The following is an 18,991-nucleotide window of genomic DNA, read 5'->3' as shown; positions in this document are numbered from 1 at the left end:
TTAGATGTCCATACTTTGCAGTAGATCTTGGAGAACGAGCTCTGTTTGGCCATTGTGGAAGATCATCCGATGCATGAGACAGTGTTCTGCCACAGCAATAAGATCATCAGGAGTCACATACTCTCGACCTTCAAGAAGTGCAATTCCCTTTGCCAATCGAACCCATTGAACTCCTCCTCGGGTGGAAATTCCTAGCTGAATCTGCGAATGATCACGACTACGATCAACAACAGCCTGAACGCATTTGCCTACTTCGTTGCTCACATGGATCTGATCCACTGCAATTTGAATACGCACGAGCTGATCCTTCATCAGAATACCTTCCTCTATCTGACTCAAAGGGTTGAGCAAGGCCTGAGAAAAAATCTGAAGCTCCTTCTCTGCGCTTGGATAGTCGAGCTTAATTTTGATTGCAAACCGATCCAATTGCGACTCTGGAATGGGGAAGGTTCCCATATGGTCGCTCGGGTTTTGAGCTGCAACAACAAAGAACGGCGCAGGGAGTTTGCGAGTCTTTCGATCGACTGTCACCGCTCTCTCGCCCATGGCTTCTAGAAGGGCCGACTGAGTTTTGGGCGAAGCTCGATTCAATTCATCAGCGAGTAGGATGTTGGTGAATATCGGACCTTCGTGAAACGTGAATACCTTTTCTTCTTGATCGTAGATCTGTGCACCTATGATATCTGATGGCAGCAAATCAGACGTAAACTGGACTCTTTTCATCGCCAATCCCAAGTATTGAGCGAGAGCTTTGATGAAAGTTGTTTTACCCACACCGGGCACATCTTCCAATAGCACATGACCACCTGATATTAGACTAGCCACAACGGTATCTGCCATAGCTTCCTTACCCGTGAGAAACCTTTGCAACTCACGACGAAAGGCTGCTAGGGACGCTTTGAGGTCATGTTCCAGCGGAAGTACTTTTTCCATAGTTCGAACCCTATTGTGTTAGTTCGTCATCGGGGATTTTCACTCAACCATGAGTGCGCTGCCGTTCGCAAGCTGTTCCGTAATATTTTATTAATAAGTATTAGATACTTAAACATTCCCATCGGGTTTATCGGAGCTCAAACCGATAGGCAAATTAGGCTCAATGGAGAACGCTATGGCTCGCAAGTTAAAGCCACTCAGTCAATTCCAGTATATACCAAGCTCAGAGCTAAGCACTGGATCTTTCGATGCAGGTAAAATCACTGAAGTTAAGCTTATAGGCTTTGCTGGTGAACCGAGCCCTCTACTCCGTCTCGGCCCGCTATTTTACTGGGCGTGGGCGACCGCACGATCCGCCGCTTCAATTCCAAGTCATCCTCATCGAGGCTTCGAAATCATCTCCTATGTAATCGATGGAGTATTAGAGCACCGCGACTCCCTAGGGCACATTGATCGCCTCGGCCCCGGAGATCTTCAAGTAATGCAAACTGGATCAGGACTAGAGCATGAAGAGCACTTTGTAACCACTCCTTGCTCTATGTTTCAGATCTGGTTTGACCCCAATTTCAGACAAAAAATCAAGGAAAGACCACGTTACAAAGTGATTCGTGACAAGGAAATAAGTTCCAAACACATCGGCACGAAATCAACCATAAAGACATTGATTAGCCCTGCAGGAGGATACCGGCTAGATGCTCCTGTGTCTGTCATGGATATTGAAGTTGGGGCTGAAGGACGTTGGCAATGGCATCTAGCAGCCAATACCGCTTGCCTTGCTTTCATCATCAAAGGCTTGGTTCATGGACGAAGTGAACACGATGAGTCTGTGGCAAGGCCTTCTGATGGATTACTTTGGGCAACCGAGGACGGATTGACGATCACCTTGCAAGCTGAACAAGACAGCCGCTTGCTGCTCGTTACAGTGGATCAAGTGCCCACCTATCCCCTGTTCCCCAAGCCGAAGCCGAGATCTTAGGCCAGCCGGCAAATGGTTCCGACTGTTATACGAAGGTCTAATCAGCCTTTAAGCCAGTGAGGACAAGGCGGAGTAATGTATCTACGATATCTTTTTGAGCCTCTGGGGTTTCAATATCAATATCTATAAAGCTCTTCAAGGCTTCGCGCATGAGTCCCAAGTTACGAATAAAGGCAACTACAAGCAAGGCTGCTAGCCTTGCATCAGTTTCCTTGTTAGCGAACCCTTTATCCTGAGCAGAACGGATAAATAAGACGAAGTCTTCTAGGATCTTTAGGTGCTTTTCACGAAAAACCTCTTCACCAATGTCCCCTTTATTGCGAATCACCTGATCGATGATTCGCTGGACATCGAAATTATCAAAGTTGGCACGAACCAACTCTTCAACCAGCATTTTAAAGCGAAAGCCGAACTCGTCACGACTGTCGATTTCAGAAAGAATACGGTTAAATCTTAGGGCTGACTCATTGCCGCTTTCTTCAAGGATACTGCGATAGAGATCTTCTTTACCGCCAAAGTGATAGTTGATCAAACTAGGGTTGACCCCAGCTTGGCGTGCTATGTCGCGAACAGAGGTCTCATGGAACCCTTTTTCTGCGAACAGTGAAATTGCAGCTGCTTTTAACTTATCCGTTGCCTTTTCTTTTTTCACGTAACTCACCCCACTGAACTCCTCGATCCGTTCGTTTATCGGTCGAATTAATACAACAATTAAGCCAGTTTGTTAAACGAACGTTTAAAAAAGTAAACATTTATCGTTATAGCAGCTAAAAAGCAATCTTTTTATACAAAACCTTTAGGGCTGTTTCCGCTTATACAGCTCAAAATGTGATTCCTGCATAGCCCGCTGCACCTTACTTCCTGGTTCTTTAGAATTCGGTGAGATTGACTACATATTTCAAGCCATTACATCTTTTAGGAGTGATCGACAGAAATGAACTGTTGCCATAGCTCGCGCTCCTTAAAACTAAAAAATGATACTGCCAGTTATACGTGGCAGTATCATTAACCTAAGGGCGAAATGTAATGCGATCTCTCAGCCAGACTAGCGCCTGACGTCTCCCGAGAACGTTCGTTACATCGAAAAAATCTGATCAATCGTGTGCCAGTAGCAACACAACTTAGATATCTATCGCGGGCTCTTGATAAGTTATAACACGCTCCACACGCAAGTTTCCATCCAAAGGAATCTTTAAGGTTTCTTGCCAAGCGTCTAAAGTACTTTCTTCGTCCGTCATAGCTGAAAAAGCGAACTGAAAGGACTGGCCAACCCCTAAAACTAAGTCTGGTGTGATCACCCAGGATCCATCACCTGATCGGCTAAGCCTAAAATTCCCAATGTCTTGATCGTCTTGGCTTATGGTCAGCCTATAGAAATCAATCGAAACTTCAGGAGTCGACGCTGCTTTCACTTGCATGAGCCAAGTCTCCATCGTTTCAATCTGCGTGGCATCCAATCGAGAACCAAATGGTGGCATGGGACGATTATCATCTTTAACCCGAGCTACAATCTCTTCAACTAAAGCTAAGTAGTTTGAAGCAAGGGGCTCCCGTCCGGACTTGATGGGATCGCTGTTCAGATCCAATCCACCTGCCACCGTCGAAGCATGGCAATTCTGGCACTTAAAGCCTTCTTTCATGATACTTAAGGCCTGCGGCTCCACATCGGGGCCTCCGATTGGAAGGTTCGTGAGAGCTACATCCATTTCGAAACGAATAGCCACGGAGGGGTCACCGACTGATGATAGGGTCACAGAATCAACTGACTGTGCCCCTAGGGTGACATTTAAGAAGGTTTCTCCTCTGGCTATTACTTTGGCCCCTTCACCGAGCAGCTCAACCAAAAAAAACTTTGGGCCAGTGCTCAGGCCTTGAAGTTTATATCGGCCTGTCTCTGAAATGGAAAAGTCATGAGGTTCACCAATGAGATCACCTCGCTGCCCATCATTGCTCTGATAGACACTGATACGAACTGCTTCCATAGTTTCAGCAAAGGCTCCAAGAGCGTTTGCTGAAAGGGAAAGATTGACTTCTGTAGATTCTTCAATCTCATCAACCACTGCCTTATCGGGATCAGGTGACGGCTCTAGTAGGCACGACGAAATCACCGCAGTCAGGGCAAAGAACAGCAAAAAAAGCTTCATCACGGACTCTCCCATAAAAAAGGTCTAATATATTTTTTAAGGTGGCTGTCTCTTATTTATATTATTTGAAGGTAACGTTCTAGCCTCTATTCCGTATGGAAGTTAAGTTTGGATAAATTTAGCATTGCCAATTTGAAAACTAAGAACAAAAATTCCAGGGGGAACAAGCTTTTTCCCACAATATCTGCTATGCACATGCAGTGTTTAACACCTCCAATTTAACCGCCTGCTGAGGAAATACATCTATGACCTTTGCCAAAGCCATGATCGTTTCATTTATTTGGTTTATGACGAGCTATACACTTGCGGAGCCCTGGCTAGCGAGCCGCTTCTCTCAAAACTGTGCTGGTTGTCATGCGCCAGGACGAAAGAATAAGCCTCCAGCAGATCGCCGTTGCAGCCTATCCTGCCAAGGTTGCCATGTTAACCCTAATGGGGGTGGTCTTCGCAACTCTTACGGCAAATGGAACGCTGATCACTGGTTGAAGAGCTTTGATAGTAAACTGTTTAAGCAGAAGAAGACCGTATCTCCTTATCGCCAGCAACCTTATGCCAAAGGCAAGAGTAAGGGTATGATGAGAGAAACAGGGTACGTCGCGGACGAACGACAGTATGATAGGGTCGACGGCGACAATTACTTAACAACAGTCACTTCTCAAGAGGAGTTTGAAGCGACGATTCCAAACGAAGACCCCTATTACCAAGAGCGACAAAACAAAGTGCTAGCGGGGGCTGCCTTCAGGCTATTGAATCTGCAAGACTTGAGCAATAATTCAGCTCAAACATTCATCATGAATGCCGACATGGGAGTACGCTATAAGCCCACTGGTGAGTATGTAAGCTTAGTTCATGAAGCAAGGTTCTTCGGCCAGTTTACAGGCGCTCCGTTGGATCAACAGCTGAATCAGTGGCAATCACGATCTTTGTATCTCATGGTCGATGACCTGCCCTATAATACCTTCGTTATGGGCGGCTTCTATCGCCCGCTGTTTGGTAACGACCACCCCGACCATACTCGTCTTTCCCGACGGATCATTTCCTCGACTCTCACCGGCAACCCTTCCCAAAGTTACCTGATTAATTACAAGGCCATTGGGATCGGTACAGCACCGAACGTTCCCTATGCAAACCTCCATGTGATCCAAAATCAAGTGGACGAAACCAACCCACTGAACGATACATCTGGCTTTGTCGCCAATCTTGGCTTGCGATTTGTCACCCTTGGAGCCTCTTTAAACTATACCTACTGGCAGCAGGAAACACCTCAAGAGGATACCCGTGATACGAGGGTGCTGATGCACAACTTATATTTAACATCAACGTTTGGCTTCAATGGCTTCCATCTAGGCCTGGAAGGTATTTCAGCTCAAGTCGAACGAGCTGACGATTTCTACCGAACTGCTGTGGTTACATTAGAGTCGTATTATCGCTTCTGGCGTGAAACCTACCTATCGTTGGAATATAGCGAAGCAAATGCTGCGGAAACTCTTGAGGAAGGTCGCACAACGCAGTACAAGGCTGGAATCAAATGGTTTATCATGCCAGGGGTTGAGCTGCAAAGCCAATATGTAGTAGATATGGCTGAGCGACAGGGTCTGCCTGATGCAGAGCGTCGCTTCGTGAGCACTCAGTTCCATCTTTTTTACTAATGATCATGAGGAGTTTCTGCCATGAAGTACTTAGGCTCGTGTCTGATCCTAGCATTCGTTGCGTCATGTGGAATCACAGAATACAAGCATGTGGATTATAGCTCACCAGAAAACTCTCAGGATGGCACCTCGTTTTCTCAGCCCTGTCGCATCCTCAGTGTTGCTTATGACAGCGAGATCAAAGGTTTTGTTGATAGTTCATGCAGTTCGTGCCATGTCCAAGGCGGCTCGGCGGGCTCCGTGTTTGCATTTGTCGATGGCGATGACGACGCCAATACTCAAATTTTCTTAAATCTCTTGAGCGGCGATAGCAATGCTATCTTTCAGAAGCTATCAGGAGGCACCAGCCATGGTGGTGGAGCGATCCTATCGAGCCAAGATCAAGAAAAGATCGATACGTTCTTCCAAGCCAAAGACCTTTGTCTGCCGGACTCTCTTGAATAGATGGTAGACAAGCAGGAGACGTAAGACCGATCTAAAGGCAAGTCGTGTTTTTTAGATGAAAGCCACGATACTCTGAATCTTTTGACTGCGAATGATCCTCGATGCGGATATAGCTAACGGATTGGATGGGGTTCAAATCAAACTCAGAGGCTTGGCGCACATACCCAACAAAATTCCACGGCCCATCGGGCCATTGACTTACCAGAACAGATGCCGGCCAGTCCTGAGGCCGGGGCGCTTCTACCAAAAACTCATAGCCAGGCTGATTGAAGACTGGCTGATCCATCTTTAGAACAATCGTACCCCCTGAACCAAGCTCTATTCCCTGACCATTTCTTAACAGACGATTTGCTAGCACCTTTGGTCTTTTGAGAGGATACCCTGGATCGAAGTCCACGACGGTTTTAATCTTCCGACAATGCCTTCGGCGTTTTTGGCAACCAGCATACCGACGAATCGTTACGTTATCAATAGCCAGCTGCCCCAGTGGCTCTTTTACAGATATCTCGAATTCACTTTTGGTTGAATTCGCTCGCACTAAACGAGAAAACTTCTGCCAACCATTTTTTTCCAACACGCTTGAAATGGTATGAGAACCAAATTTCACCGTCATGCGGGGCAGAAACCTTTGGTCAGTCGCGCCATCGTATTTATAGTCAAATTCAATAAAGTACTGTGATCCCCGTTCTGTTGTAACTGACTGGGCAAGCTTAACCTGATAGCGATAGGTTTTAGGGATTGGCTCTTTGAGATAAAAGCGAGGTTCTTGACAATTAGCCCACAAGTGGATCACTTGGTTCACCTGCGATCCCTGATCTTGATAAGAAAGCTCTACAGCTGGTTTCTGACGCCCACACTGTTTAGGAATACTAGTGTCTGCACTTACAAGCCAATGAAAATTGACCCTTCCCTGGCTTTCCACGAGAGCCCAATCATCGTCGATCGCAGGTGTTTCAAAGCCAGAATTTTGCACAAGATTTTCGCCATAGGTATAGCAAACCTCTCCTAAAGCTTCCTCATAAAGGGCCATGGAGCCAAGCATTGGTAGCACCTGGTCATCTAGATTTCGCGCCTTAAAGTTCATACTTTTGCACGATACTAGCATCATCAGTATTGATATGGATCTCAGCATACTGCTCCTTAGGCGTTACGCTGACTTGGATTCTTCGGCACGATACTTCGGCAACGTGATCACAAAGCGAGCTCCTTTTTTATAGCTACGATCAAGGACAATACTACCTTTGTGAGCTTCCACAATTTCTTTTGAAATATGTAATCCCAAACCTGTTCCTGTTGCCTTTCCTTGGGTAACAAAGGCATCAAACAAACTTTCCTGCAAATCTTTGGGAACTCCTGGCCCTGTATCGCTGACGCTGATCTCGATATCATCACCCTTGAGAGTCATGCCAATTATCAGTTTCTCCCCTTTTTCTAATATATCGAGGGCGTTATTTGTTAGGTTGAAAATAACCCTCATCATCTTGTCTTTGTCTATATAAACATCACCATGGTAGTCGACGATCTTCTCAAGGCCAATGCCCGTCTTCTCTGTTTCGACAGTCAAAATTTCGATGATTTCATCAATGAACGTTTCAGAATCGTAAACTTGGAGGCTATACTTTTTATCACCCCGTGCGAATGAGAGCAATTCTTCTATCATATTTGTACAACGATCGACCTGATTCATAATAATAGTGCAAAGCTTATCCCGCTGCTTGGCATCCATACTATCGCCAGATATCTTAATCAGCTCTGCAAAACCACGAATCGAGGTCATGGGATTCCTAAAGTCGTGAACTATGGTCGATGACAACTGACCAATCGTTGCCAAACGCTGAGATTTTTCTCGACTTTCCAGCAGCTTAAAGCGTGAGATAGCCGAAGAAACCTTTTCTGCCACAATATTCAAAAAGGAAAGGTCATGATCATCGAATCCCTTAGGGTGATTGAGAACTTCAACCCGACCCCAGATATCTGATTTAATTTCATCACTGTGCATATCAACAGCATGAAAGGGAACACCAAGATGATTTGAGATAACTAAGTCCAATTCTTTCTGTAGCATATCTACGGTAAACCCTGATTTAATTCTAAGCCCAATACCTTTTGTTTCCGCCACGCAGTCGAATTGCGAAAGTTTGTTCTCGTTAAATAAATATTTAACAGGGGCCTCGTCATTTTCTTGAAAGATCACCATCACGGCAGATGTGCGAAGGAAGCGGCAAAGAATCGTCCCCACACTATGGAGGAATGCCTGAAAATCCATGGTTTCAGCTAAAACCTTTTCAAGATCATAGACCACCTCTAGCTGCTTCATCTTCACTTCGAGGGAAATTTTCGTGACTTTTAGATCACGAATCACGTTCTCTTTCTGCTCGTAGAGCAAAGCTGATTCTACAGCAACCGCTGCGTGATTCGCCAGAAGCTGGAGGAAAGAGGTATCTGATTCCGAAAATGCCCCTTCCTTTTTATTGATCATTTCAAAGCAACCGATAATTTTCCCCTGAGCATTGCTCATAGGAACGCTCAGAATGTTCTTCGTTGTATACCCTGTCTGCACATCGATTTGGCTATTAAACCCCTTATACTGATAGGCATCATCGATAATAATAGGCTTGCCCTTGGCCAGGGTTTCACCTGCAATGCCCTGGGAGGCAGGAAAGCGTATCCTCCGGCTTTCGCCAATAGCTACCTTAGACCACAGCTCTTGGGAATCAGTATCCAATAAAAAGATACTACAGCGATCAGCACCTAGAGCTCGAATTGATTCACGCGCAAGAAGATCGATCAATTCATCGATGTGATGAATCTCGCCCATGGCACGAGCAATATTGAGCAGAATCGATAGCTGCTCAGGATTTGGGTCATGTCGTGTTCTACTGACTTTACTCATTTACTAAACTTGCTATGACAGGTGTAGTTTATCTAACTCTATTTTAGCGGAAACTCACTAGGCAGTATCTGACCGGAGTTAAGGAAAAAAAGAAAAGCGAAGAGATCCTCTTCGCTTCCATCTACAGGACGTTAGGGCTGGAGAATGGCATCTAACGCTCTAAAGACGCCAAGGCCCTAGTCATTCACCATTCAATTATCAAGTAACGCTTAGTCATATCTATCGACAGGCTATTGACCTCACCTTATAGGTAATATTTTTCCGCAATAGTATAAATAATCTCTTCAGCCTAGGATAAATGGTAAGAAATGAATTGATTCGTTAGACTAAGCTGCTGAAATCTTTAGTTTCAGATAGAAAGATGCTACGATAAAGACAAATAATAGATCGAAAAAACGACCTCATGCTTCAACACCTTATAGCATTTACCCTGTTCATGATAGCCCAGCTTGGTCTGAGCGCCCCGATGCAGGATCTTGCACGGGGTGGACAACTGTCATCATTCTACGAGCTACTTCAAAATGAAGGTACATTGCCACTCCAAGGTGAGTGGCTCATGTTTAGAGGTGTGCTACTTCAACCCGATCAGATTCAAAGCTATCGTAGCCAAGTGAATATAGAAAACCTGATTCATCTGCCTCACCGCCTGCCCTTCGATCAACGATCAGACGAGCTATCCCTGCTCCTCGAAATTCCATTTATCCCTGCTGATCAGCCTCTATTTATCCAAACTCGGTGCCATTGGATTCCCCACCAGGTATGGGTTGTTGGACCAGATTTAATACAGCCTTCCCAACCAAAAATAAACTGCGGCACCTCTAAACTGGACCAATCGAAGCCTGGTTGGCAAGAAGCATCGTGGTCTATCAATCAGGATGGACGACATTTCATTCTCATTCATCTGCGAAACCCCGATAAAATTCCCAGTGTCTACTTCGAACCCCCAACCATCAGACACGAAAAAGATTTCATTCCAACGTCATTTAAAATCATAGGGTTTGGTCTTGCCCTGCTAGCCTTCCAATTTGCTCTTTGGCACTCCCACATGGATCGGTTCGCAGCCGTCTATATAGGTTTTGTGACCATTAAGTGGCTGCTCGCTGAAAATATCTTACTGGTGGTTTTCAACCTCGCAAACTTAGCTCAATGGCAAAAGTTAAACCTGGCTTTCACGAGCGTCTTATTTATCCTACTGTCTCGCCCTTACTTTGGTTTACAAGTCCTTTCACTTTTCTTAGCAGCACTATTTGGAAGCTTCTTAATATTTCTAGAAAGCCAAAGCTTTTTCAAACATTTTCATACTTGGCAAGCACTTAGTCTTGGACTATTTATACCAGCTATTGCTAGCCTACCAGTTAGTGAATTGATGAACTTAAGGCAGGGGGTAAGGATAGGTCTCGCTATCGCCCTTATTTTAGGGGAGGACCTTTTGATTCCTGGACAGCATTTACTAACCCTATGGCCATTCGCACTGGGGCTTGTTGCATACGACCTTGAACAGTCAGTTCGCACAAAAGCGACATAACAGCTACTGTAAAATAGATATTCTACAAAAGGGCACATACCTCTGAAAACCTTAGAGGGGATCTCAGCTGTCCGTGCCCAGCATACTACTCTAGAAACCAAAGGGACTAAGCATTCACTTTTAAACCGAAACTAAAACGGAAGGGTGCCTTCGTCAAGAACTGGTAAACTCAATGTGAACCACAAAAATAGAACAGATGCCACAACTGCTTTGTTAACTAGAAACTTAATCTTACGTTTGACTCTATCCATTTGAATCCCTCCTTTCTATATCCAGGATTACTTTCGGATCTCCGTTGATGGGATGTAGAAAAACAGGGAAGACTCCCGTCATGATTCGATTTTTTAGTTTCACTCAAGCTTTCAGAGCGGGATAAGCCCACAGGCACGCATGGAATTGTTATAATTATCTCTAGTAAATCAACCCGTTCACGAAATTACGGATTCAACTTATGTATAGCATAATCGGCCTAAGTTTAAGCGCACTACTCTTAGTGAATGTCACTTGCGCCTTCGCCTCAAGCTCAAGCAAAAATTCTAGTCTGTACGAAGTAATTGGAGATTTGGCCACCTTACTGCTGTTTGAAACCCAAAATGAGGCAAAAGTTGATCAGAATCTCGCGACTAAGCTACACAAAATAAGCCACCCTATCGATCCCCTTAGGCCTTCACTTGGTAAGGATCCATCCCTAACCTTAGTCGCCCGCAACATTCCTGGTGAGCTGGAACTCTTAGATCAGGATCTTTTTAACAAGCACCCTGAACTTGGCAGAAGGACGCTACTCCGCTATCTGTCTTACTGCGCACGCTGCCATGCCCGTGATTCAGAGAAAAAGGAAAATTTCTTCAGAAATCTCAATGTAGACCAAACTCCATGGACCTCGTCCGAACGAGCACGGTTCAATATATTCTTTGGCGATTACGGTGACGCAATCCGCAACCTTCAAACAGCCCTGAATGACAATTCCTACTTTAAAAATCAGACTGAAAAATGGTATTTGGATTTCAAGCGATTGTTACTGATGGTCATAACCACCACTCAAAGAGCCCCCATAACTAGCGACTTTATCAAGACTTTTGGCCGATTAAAAAGCAAACCTAAAAATCTTGAGACTATCAAAGCTTGGCAGAGGAGTAGCCTTAGCTGGGCGGCAGAGAAGATCGAGCCGATGACCCGAGTGCAACGCCTGCGCCGCATATCAAGCCTTGTTGCTACAGCCAATAAAAAAGATCAGGAAATGCTCGATGGTGGATTTATAGAAAGATCGAGAGCCTTTGCCTTGCAGCAGAAGCTATTGAGTGAAGCTATTTTTGATCGCACCTATCAAGAAACACTTCGAGTTGCGGGATTAAATGCAGTCCATTTGGACCCAACTTTGGGCACTCCCTACAGCGAGCCTTACTTCGAAGCCTGCGTCCGTATCGCTGTGAAGAAGGATCTCTCTTTGTCCTGCCTGAATCATTGGCTCAGCGCGAAGAAGAGAGAAATGTCCGCCACCGCTGAGCTTCCAGACATAGTCAAACTAAGGCGGGAGAACCTGGAAGAGGTCATTGCCGCCATTCGATAAAATGATTTGACTACGAGCTGCTACCAAAGGCCCATATCAGCATTTTTAAACATCATGGATTCCATCGGGGCGTCGGACCGACTATTGTATTTTGCAGAAGACTTCTTGGAATAAGGCGTGTTCAGTGAACCCTCCACAGTGAAGTAGATAAGTTGACCAATCGGCATTCCAGCATAGACGCGCACAGGCTGCTTTACAGAGATCTCTAGGGTCCAATGATTGCAAAAACCTATATCGCCCTTCCCAGCAGTCGCATGAATATCAATACCCAAGCGCCCGATACTCGATTTGCCCTCAAGAAAGGGAACATGGGAATGAGCTTCTGTGTATTCCGATGTCACGCCTAGGTAAAACTGATCTGGCTGAAGGATATAACCATCGTGGGGGATCTCAATATTTTGGATAGGGTTATGCTTCTTCGCATCCAAAACCCGATCGCGATAAACCGCTAGTTTTGAACCCAAATGAACATCATAGGAGTTGGATCCCAAACACTCCCGACGGAACGGTTCGATAACAATATTGCCGGCACTGATTTCTTCAAGAATTTTAAGATCGGTAAGTATCACAGCATCCACCTTATATCTGGAGTCGAGTGCGCAACGATAACAAACCCTAAACTATTTGTCATTATCCAAGAAGGGACTCAGTTCAACAGCCTTCTGAGACACCCCAATCATTTTTGTGGGCCTGGGGCACTTCATAGCCCGTAGTTTAAGGCTCTTTCCGACTAATATTAGCCTTGGGCCTCCAAGGCACCTGGGAAAAAAGACCGCACCAAGAACTCACGGATCTGAGGACTACTGTTCACAGCTCTGTGATTTAGGCTGCTACCCAATATTACAATGAAATATCAGTCCCTTAGATCCGACAAACGTTCAGATTGACTGAAATCCGAAAGCCATTAGCAAAGCTATGTCACTGTAATTACTAAGCCCAACCCTGGCCAAAGTCTTGCAACACTGGCCCATGAAAGTATAGATCGTAAAGACAGGGATCAGGTGCAGAGCTTGTCCGAAGCACTGTAAGCGTCTTTGTGGCTATGAGAGGTTTCATGACAGACCCGAACAATGCTGAAGCAGTGACTTCCTTTAACATTGTGAACATAATTATGAACTCCCGTGAAAACCCTAATGGTAAAGTCGCCGAGGGAACCGCGGAAACCTTCCTTGAACTCTTCCAGCAATCTATCGCGGAAGCTTATCAAGTGCATATGAACGAGGTGAACCTATGAGAATTTTGAGAATAACTTTGATCGTAGTTACAGTTGGCTGTAGCCAAAATTCATTTGATGGCCGCGTCGGCGGTGGCGAACAAAACAAAAAGCAGAGTGATTTAGAGCCTGTCACCACTGGCAACGCAGAAGTTGCTACTGGCGAGCCTGAAGAAAACCTGACTTTGACCCAATCCCTTTGTCAGAAGGGGCTGAGCCGTGTGCAGAAGAATTATGACGATCAATTCGATCAGGCGTTTAGCTACCTTTGCACCGATGGCGACGTCAATGACATCTTCAAAAACCTTGTCAATGGCGCCTATGCTGGCGGCGAAGAACAGCCTAAGGTGATCTACTTGAAAGATGAGAGCAATGAGCTATATGAAACTAGCTTGGTTTACGCCTACGCCTTAAAGCTACCCATCGAAAAGCCTACGAGCTTCTCGGACTTTAAGCCACACGATGTACTAATGCTCGAACCGCTTGCGGAATCGACTTCGCGCATGGTTGTGAATGTGGAATCCCGAACCGCTTTCCCTGGCAAAGGCAGTCTTGAAGAAGTCGCCTTGTTCTACGATATCGAAAAAGCTGAAGGTGCCGCGATATTCGATCAACGTCGAACTAAGTTCAATATTTATCAGGTTATCGAAAAGAATCCAGATATTGTCCTGGCGACCGAAGCCCTATCCGAAGCTCACCCCAATTATGACGTGAGTCGTAGCCTCGTCTTGGGCATCAAAGATGAAACAGCGGGCTACTCGAATTTTGTCTTTCTAACAGAGCAAGAGATAAGAAATCGTATCGATGTTAACAGAATCAAGGCAACCCTGAGCGTTCTCAATCAGAAGGTCGGTCACACTCTTTTCAATCATATTGCAAATTCGAAATAGTCTTACGCCCACCAAGGGACTATCCTTGGTGGGCGTAAGCATCGTAGCTTTCTATTCAGCTTCACGAATCTCAAACAGATGAGACGTAAAACTCGGCTTTTCTGGATGCGAGTCCCAACTGAAGAGATACCCCTTCCAAGAACCTTCCATCCAAGTCCGAATATAATAACCACTCATTTTCAAAAAGACCTTACTACCATTCTTGATGCAAGTCTCATCGCTTTGAGAATCCGCATCCAGTACTAATACAGGCTCAGCTTTTGGATAGTAAGTTAAACCCCAAGAGTAGGCGCCTCTCGCCCGTCCATACCGGGATAGTCCGCGGTTAACAGTCTCGTAGAAAGTAACTTGTCTATTATTTGTAAGGGTGGTTTCATTCCCATTGACAGTAAAAACAGCTGGGGAACGACCTTCGGCAGTATAGGACTCGTAGCGTTCGTTATAGGCTATATAGTTGTCGTTAGCTAAAGACTTGATAGTGACTCTTGCTGGCAATTGAATGCAGGATTTAGAAACACCATCTGCATCGATTTCTGCTGGCTTGGTGCTCTCCAAGATGGATTCTGTTCTCTCCTTTAAGCTCTGATCGTAATTGCAATTGTCCCTTAAGCACTGTACTAAGTCCTCTTTAATTGAAAGCAGCTGCTCAATATTTCTATTGGCATGGCTAGCCAGTGCCTGATTTCTTAATGATTCAGCCAGTTCTTTCACTTGAAAGTTTCTCTTCACCTGCACCCAAACATCTTCGATGGCGCGATTTAAAGGTAAATTCTCTTGAATATTCGATACTGGAGCATCTCTCAGTGCATAGTAGTCCGTATATGCTTTAGTCTCAAAAGAATGAACCGGCAAGGTTTCAGCTTCCGCTAGGCTAGATTTATAGATCTCTAGATATTCTGGAAACTGGACAAGTTCATTCAAACATTCTTCGATCGATGACAGATTACACTGAAGGCTTTTCACAGCACCTAAGCTGGCTTCAGGAGCACCTCCAAGCTGATGGATCTCGATGAGAACCTTTACTCTTTTGCTCAGAGTTTCATTTAATTTACTCACTTCATTTTTGATTTGAGCCAGTGGTTTACCACCATCCTCACCATCTGTGCTTGCAGCCGATGCAGCCTTAGAGACAACGTTTTCAATGGAAACTTCCAGTGCTGAGGTCACTTGATCTTTGTCCTCTCTACTTTGGAACTGAAGCTTTAAAGTCGCAATCAACCAGGCCTTATGATTGACCCGATAAATAAACTCCTGGCCACAAAAACGTTTGAATGTCTCCGGGTTATTCTCGGCGAGAAGCTGTTGACCTAGTTCAGACCAAGCAACCGTTTCAGCAACATCGTCTTGATAGTTACCTTTCCAGAGTAGAGTGAAGCTCTGTTCCAAATCTGTCGCCGAATGTGACTTGGCAATGTTAAGGGTAGCCTTAACATCAACAAACTTAATCTTGGCTGCAACCGTATTATTGATGTCCAGCTGATCGAGAACCTGATCAAATTGCAGACCTTTTTCAATCTTCAGACTAGAGCTTTGATTTCCTAATTGTTGTGCTGTAGTTGTCACGCAGCGATCTGAAAGGACAGATTTCAGATCGGAGCGATAGGCTTGACCCATAACGTAAGCATCATCGATAACACTTGATATTTCGTCCTTGGGAGCAGAATTTTCAGGTTCCTGACAGGCAAAAGCCGTGAACCCCAATAGGATAAATCTCAACAAAGGTCGGTGGTTAGTCATCAGGACTCCTTTCTAAAATCACTGAAACTTGCTCGCTACAATGCTTTACAGGCGTCGCCGTAGCGATGAAGTGGAATTTTAGGCTGGCCAGCCGATGTTCATAGTTTTGGTTCTAGACAATTCACTAAACGTTTTCAAAGGTTTTTTGTGTAAAACTTGAGAGGAGGAAGATACCGGAAGAAGCTCATAACGAGGCTGGCAGCAAAACTACCGCAATATCACCTAGGTATATACAATCACGAACTTATGGCTAAAAAGGGGAGACACAAGGTCTCCCACATATTTATAGCTTGCTATAGGTTACAGCACCAACTGCATCGTCCCAAACAATAGACATCCGATCGCCACTGAATGATACCCTTACAGATTCTGGTAAGCCGCTAACAGAAAGAGCTAAGTACTTATATTCGTTTTCTGTACCTGCATTAGCTGTTTTAATGTTGAATGTTCCCTTGTAGCTGTAAGAACCTTGAACAGGGTGATCTCCTTTAACAAAGATTTGATTGTCGCCGCCGAAACTAACAATTTCAGTGTATCCAGCGCCATCGTCAAACTTGTAACGACCTGTAAGATCTACCTTCTTAACTTCGTATGATCTTACAGAGTTTGCACTAGCTGTAAAGCCAGTTGCTTCATAGTTTGAAACTGTAAATCGATATTCAGCAATATATACACCGTTGTCATGAAAAAGCCTTAGAGCAGGAACACCTTCAATTGCATTGAGCTGATGAGTAATCGAGATCGTACTATCATACGTATCAGCCAGATTACAATCAGCGCCTCGATAAGTGGATATGCTTCCAGTGCCGTCAGCCATCAAACTCCAGTTCTCTATTATATAGTCAGCACCAAACTTATAACAGAATGAGTAGTAACCATCGATATTGATGCCAGCAAGAATTTCTTCTTCAGTAGGTTCAGTTGGTTCTGACCCACTCTCTACGGGCGTAGTTTCTTCTGTTGTCTCTTCAGTGGTTTCTGGCGTCTTTACTTCTGGTTTTTTGACAGTATCTTCTTTCTTCACAACTGCTTCTTCAAATGAAGGTGGAAGAGGTTTTGTGGCATCTTCTTTTTTCTCTTCCTGCGGTGTTTGCACCTGAGGATCGTTATTCGGTTTTTTATTACAAGCAGTGAACACAACAGCAGCAACAGTAAGGGAAATCAATTTGGTCTTCATCAAAATAAACTCTCCGTTTAGATTAAAAATCCCAGACGTTTATCGCCTCGGGACACTGCATACTGCAAAGATGGGGCCACAGATGGTTTAAGGCATGCCTACCAAAGATCTCAGATGCATACTACGATAGACGCCTCAATCGGCTGCATAAATAATTGTCCATTGTAAAGGAGTTGCCCTATAGGGTCTTGGAGGTGAGAAAGCCAATCACTAACTCAAGTCGGCGGGTTATTTAGTAATTCCAGTATCTTGCAGTTACCTTAGTTGTCCATTGATAATTGAGTAGCTAGGCTGCTTTGTGATAATGGTGCGTTCAATAATATTTTTTTTCTCTATACTCTCAATGGCCTTCAGAGTCGGATATGTTTCTGTAAAGAAGATATCGTGGCTCAAGATGGTTAACCGAGTAATGGGTATTCCTTCGAAATTAATCTTCAGCTGCCCCATGAGTTCACGATAACTTTCAGTATCAAAGGTTAAATCAGCCCTTATAACGAGAAATATCTTACCGACTTTGGGTAGTTCAGCGATAAATTTCTGTATTTCATTTTTCGAATAGGACCACAGTGGAAACATCTTAGGCTTAATATTTTCATTCGCATGAAATCGTACAGGCCCAACGATGTAACCTGGAAAAAAGATAACAACACTTTCTGATGACTCATGATTTTCTATATAGCTGCTTATGGTTTTTGACTCCTCCACAGGCTCTGAACCCAGTGGGTGTACCGCCCGACCTATCCAAAGGGCTGCAAGCAATATGTAGCAGACAAGCAAGTACCTTTGTAATCGGTAAGACTTGAGTTCAATTGTTGATTGAATGACTCCGGCGATGACAAGAGGTAAGATGGGAAGAAAGCTACGGTACCAAAATATCTGCTGAAAAAGTGCTGAATATACAGCGATCCCCAGAACATAGATAACGCAGGCTACAAGCAACGAGACACCCACACGACCTTGACGAGGACAAAAAAGAGTCAGGCAAAATAAGACCGTAGCAATGCTAGGGACCCAAGTGGGAAAGCCATAGTCTGGGAACGGGGCTGCTCCAAAGTAATAGGCTATGGTGCCAGCAATTAGCTCATAGCTCATCGGAGGCATCCACCAGTCGTTGATTTCACGGAAAGGCAGCTCCAGAAAGAAAACGTACCAATAGAAAAAGACACTCAGACATACGAAGAAAGGAATCATGAGGCCCTTGCAAGCATCACGAAATTGCATAGGTTTTACCAAAACTATAAACACTGCTAAGCAAGGAAGCAAAAAAATGCCCACGAGCTTCGCTGAAACAGCAGCAGCTAAGGCGAAGCCTAACAGAATTTGTAGCCTTCGATTTGCAAGATCTTCGAGAAGATAAAGGGTGATGGCAAGGCTCATGGTACTCGCAAGAATTAGCATTCCATAGCCACGCAATTCTTGTGAAAATCTCAAAAACAATGGGTTCGATAAAAGTAGAATTGCAGCTATAAAAGACGCAATTGGCGATTTTCTCCAACACCAAAATCGATAGGCCACCCATACAGTGAGGAAAGCAATAAAAACCGAGAATAGTCGCATGCTTTCTAAACTCACCCCAAAGTGGCACCAGGCTCTTAGACAAAGGGTGTAAAGCGCTGGATGAAAATCCGTGGCTAGCCTTCCCAGCATCTCCTTGTAACTGGGATAGAGCAGCATTTCATAGGTCCAATGTTCATCGATCCAAATGTCGCGAGGAAAGCTAGTGTAGACCAGAAAAAAACCCAGGAGGGTGATTCCGAAAAAGCCATAGCGGCGGATCCGCTCGTCCCACACTTGATTTTGAAACGGTGTTCCATCGGAATGCTTCAAGAAAACCTCAGATATC

At 44.7% G+C, this 18,991-nt stretch carries 16 protein-coding genes; 7 read left to right on the top strand and 9 right to left on the bottom strand.

Features of this window, described 5'->3' with window-relative positions; all coding sequences use genetic code 11:
• On the bottom strand, window positions 1-933 hold the full coding sequence (locus B9N89_RS07315; protein WP_132316600.1) for an AAA family ATPase: 933 nt from the start codon (window positions 931-933) through the stop codon (window positions 1-3).
• A gap of 175 nt (window positions 934-1,108) precedes the next feature.
• On the opposite strand from B9N89_RS07315, the gene B9N89_RS07310 reads away from it, so the two are divergent.
• Window positions 1,109-1,909, top strand: coding sequence for a pirin family protein (locus B9N89_RS07310; RefSeq protein ID WP_159455218.1), 801 nt, complete (start codon window positions 1,109-1,111; stop codon window positions 1,907-1,909).
• A 37-nt stretch (window positions 1,910-1,946) separates the two neighbouring features.
• On the opposite strand, the gene B9N89_RS07305 is transcribed toward B9N89_RS07310, so the two are convergent.
• Entirely contained in the window at window positions 1,947-2,570 is a 624-nt protein-coding gene (locus B9N89_RS07305) for a TetR/AcrR family transcriptional regulator (protein WP_159455217.1), read from the bottom strand.
• A gap of 460 nt (window positions 2,571-3,030) precedes the next feature.
• On the bottom strand, window positions 3,031-4,053 hold the full coding sequence (locus B9N89_RS07300) for a c-type cytochrome (protein WP_159455216.1): 1,023 nt from the start codon (window positions 4,051-4,053) through the stop codon (window positions 3,031-3,033).
• A gap of 245 nt (window positions 4,054-4,298) precedes the next feature.
• On the opposite strand from B9N89_RS07300, the gene B9N89_RS07295 reads away from it, so the two are divergent.
• On the top strand, window positions 4,299-5,702 hold the full coding sequence (locus B9N89_RS07295) for a hypothetical protein (RefSeq protein ID WP_132316608.1): 1,404 nt from the start codon (window positions 4,299-4,301) through the stop codon (window positions 5,700-5,702).
• Window positions 5,703-5,723: 21 nt separating this feature from the next.
• Window positions 5,724-6,146, top strand: coding sequence for a hypothetical protein (locus tag B9N89_RS07290; RefSeq protein WP_132316610.1), 423 nt, complete (start codon window positions 5,724-5,726; stop codon window positions 6,144-6,146).
• A 31-nt stretch (window positions 6,147-6,177) separates the two neighbouring features.
• Here B9N89_RS07290 and B9N89_RS07285 read toward each other — a convergent pair whose 3' ends face one another.
• A complete protein-coding gene (locus B9N89_RS07285; RefSeq protein ID WP_132316612.1) occupies window positions 6,178-7,278 on the bottom strand; it encodes a hypothetical protein in 1,101 nt (366 codons plus the stop codon).
• A 15-nt stretch (window positions 7,279-7,293) separates the two neighbouring features.
• A complete protein-coding gene (locus tag B9N89_RS07280; RefSeq protein WP_132316614.1) occupies window positions 7,294-9,039 on the bottom strand; it encodes a GAF domain-containing protein in 1,746 nt (581 codons plus the stop codon).
• Window positions 9,040-9,442: 403 nt separating this feature from the next.
• Here B9N89_RS07280 and B9N89_RS07275 point away from each other — a divergent pair, with 403 nt between their 5' ends.
• A complete protein-coding gene (locus tag B9N89_RS07275) occupies window positions 9,443-10,564 on the top strand; it encodes a hypothetical protein (RefSeq protein ID WP_132316616.1) in 1,122 nt (373 codons plus the stop codon).
• A gap of 451 nt (window positions 10,565-11,015) precedes the next feature.
• Window positions 11,016-12,131 (top strand): hypothetical protein, encoded by a 1,116-nt coding sequence (locus tag B9N89_RS07270; RefSeq protein WP_132316618.1) that lies wholly within the window; start codon window positions 11,016-11,018, stop codon window positions 12,129-12,131.
• A 20-nt stretch (window positions 12,132-12,151) separates the two neighbouring features.
• Here the strand turns inward: B9N89_RS07270 and dcd are convergent, their stop codons facing one another.
• Window positions 12,152-12,700, bottom strand: a complete 549-nt coding sequence (gene dcd / locus B9N89_RS07265) for a dCTP deaminase (protein ID WP_132316620.1) — start codon at window positions 12,698-12,700, stop codon at window positions 12,152-12,154.
• 485 nt (window positions 12,701-13,185) lie between these two features.
• Between dcd and B9N89_RS07260 the strand changes: the two genes are divergently transcribed.
• Together B9N89_RS07260 and B9N89_RS07255 are read left to right on the top strand one after the other, a co-directional pair.
• Window positions 13,186-13,365: a hypothetical protein gene (locus tag B9N89_RS07260; protein WP_132316622.1), complete on the top strand. Its 180-nt coding sequence runs from the start codon at window positions 13,186-13,188 to the stop codon at window positions 13,363-13,365.
• Window positions 13,362-14,234 (top strand): hypothetical protein, encoded by an 873-nt coding sequence (locus B9N89_RS07255; protein ID WP_132316624.1) that lies wholly within the window; start codon window positions 13,362-13,364, stop codon window positions 14,232-14,234. Before B9N89_RS07260 ends, B9N89_RS07255 begins: the two co-directional genes overlap by 4 nt.
• A 51-nt stretch (window positions 14,235-14,285) precedes the next feature.
• Here B9N89_RS07255 and B9N89_RS07250 read toward each other — a convergent pair whose 3' ends face one another.
• The 3 genes from B9N89_RS07250 to B9N89_RS07240 form a co-directional block, all read right to left on the bottom strand.
• A complete protein-coding gene (locus B9N89_RS07250) occupies window positions 14,286-15,971 on the bottom strand; it encodes a hypothetical protein (protein ID WP_132316626.1) in 1,686 nt (561 codons plus the stop codon).
• Window positions 15,972-16,254: 283 nt separating this feature from the next.
• A complete protein-coding gene (locus B9N89_RS07245; RefSeq protein WP_132316628.1) occupies window positions 16,255-17,148 on the bottom strand; it encodes a hypothetical protein in 894 nt (297 codons plus the stop codon).
• Window positions 17,149-17,403: 255 nt separating this feature from the next.
• Entirely contained in the window at window positions 17,404-18,975 is a 1,572-nt protein-coding gene (locus B9N89_RS07240) for a glycosyltransferase family 39 protein (protein ID WP_132316630.1), read from the bottom strand.
• Window positions 18,976-18,991: the final 16 nt, after the last annotated feature.

It is taken from the genome of Pseudobacteriovorax antillogorgiicola (assembly GCF_900177345.1).
GTDB lineage: Bacteria > Bdellovibrionota_B > Oligoflexia > Oligoflexales > Oligoflexaceae > Pseudobacteriovorax > Pseudobacteriovorax antillogorgiicola.
The sequence above is the reverse complement of the archived record's forward strand: the minus strand, read 5'-3'. Positions and strand labels throughout refer to the sequence as shown.

Bases quoted from the DNA above. Each gene is read 5' to 3' on its own strand.
- B9N89_RS07315 (WP_132316600.1), bottom strand. From the start codon at position 933: ATGGAAAAAGTACTTCCGCTGGAACATGACCTCAAAGCGTCCCTAGCA.
- B9N89_RS07310 (WP_159455218.1), top strand. From the start codon at position 1,109: ATGGCTCGCAAGTTAAAGCCACTCAGTCAATTCCAGTATATACCAAGC.
- B9N89_RS07300 (WP_159455216.1), bottom strand. From the start codon at position 4,053: ATGAAGCTTTTTTTGCTGTTCTTTGCCCTGACTGCGGTGATTTCGTCG.
- B9N89_RS07295 (WP_132316608.1), top strand. From the start codon at position 4,299: ATGACCTTTGCCAAAGCCATGATCGTTTCATTTATTTGGTTTATGACG.
- B9N89_RS07290 (WP_132316610.1), top strand. From the start codon at position 5,724: ATGAAGTACTTAGGCTCGTGTCTGATCCTAGCATTCGTTGCGTCATGT.
- B9N89_RS07285 (WP_132316612.1), bottom strand. From the start codon at position 7,278: ATGCTGAGATCCATATCAATACTGATGATGCTAGTATCGTGCAAAAGT.
- B9N89_RS07280 (WP_132316614.1), bottom strand. From the start codon at position 9,039: ATGAGTAAAGTCAGTAGAACACGACATGACCCAAATCCTGAGCAGCTA.
- B9N89_RS07275 (WP_132316616.1), top strand. From the start codon at position 9,443: ATGCTTCAACACCTTATAGCATTTACCCTGTTCATGATAGCCCAGCTT.
- B9N89_RS07270 (WP_132316618.1), top strand. From the start codon at position 11,016: ATGTATAGCATAATCGGCCTAAGTTTAAGCGCACTACTCTTAGTGAAT.
- B9N89_RS07260 (WP_132316622.1), top strand. From the start codon at position 13,186: ATGACAGACCCGAACAATGCTGAAGCAGTGACTTCCTTTAACATTGTG.
- B9N89_RS07255 (WP_132316624.1), top strand. From the start codon at position 13,362: ATGAGAATTTTGAGAATAACTTTGATCGTAGTTACAGTTGGCTGTAGC.
- B9N89_RS07250 (WP_132316626.1), bottom strand. From the start codon at position 15,971: ATGACTAACCACCGACCTTTGTTGAGATTTATCCTATTGGGGTTCACG.
- B9N89_RS07245 (WP_132316628.1), bottom strand. From the start codon at position 17,148: ATGAAGACCAAATTGATTTCCCTTACTGTTGCTGCTGTTGTGTTCACT.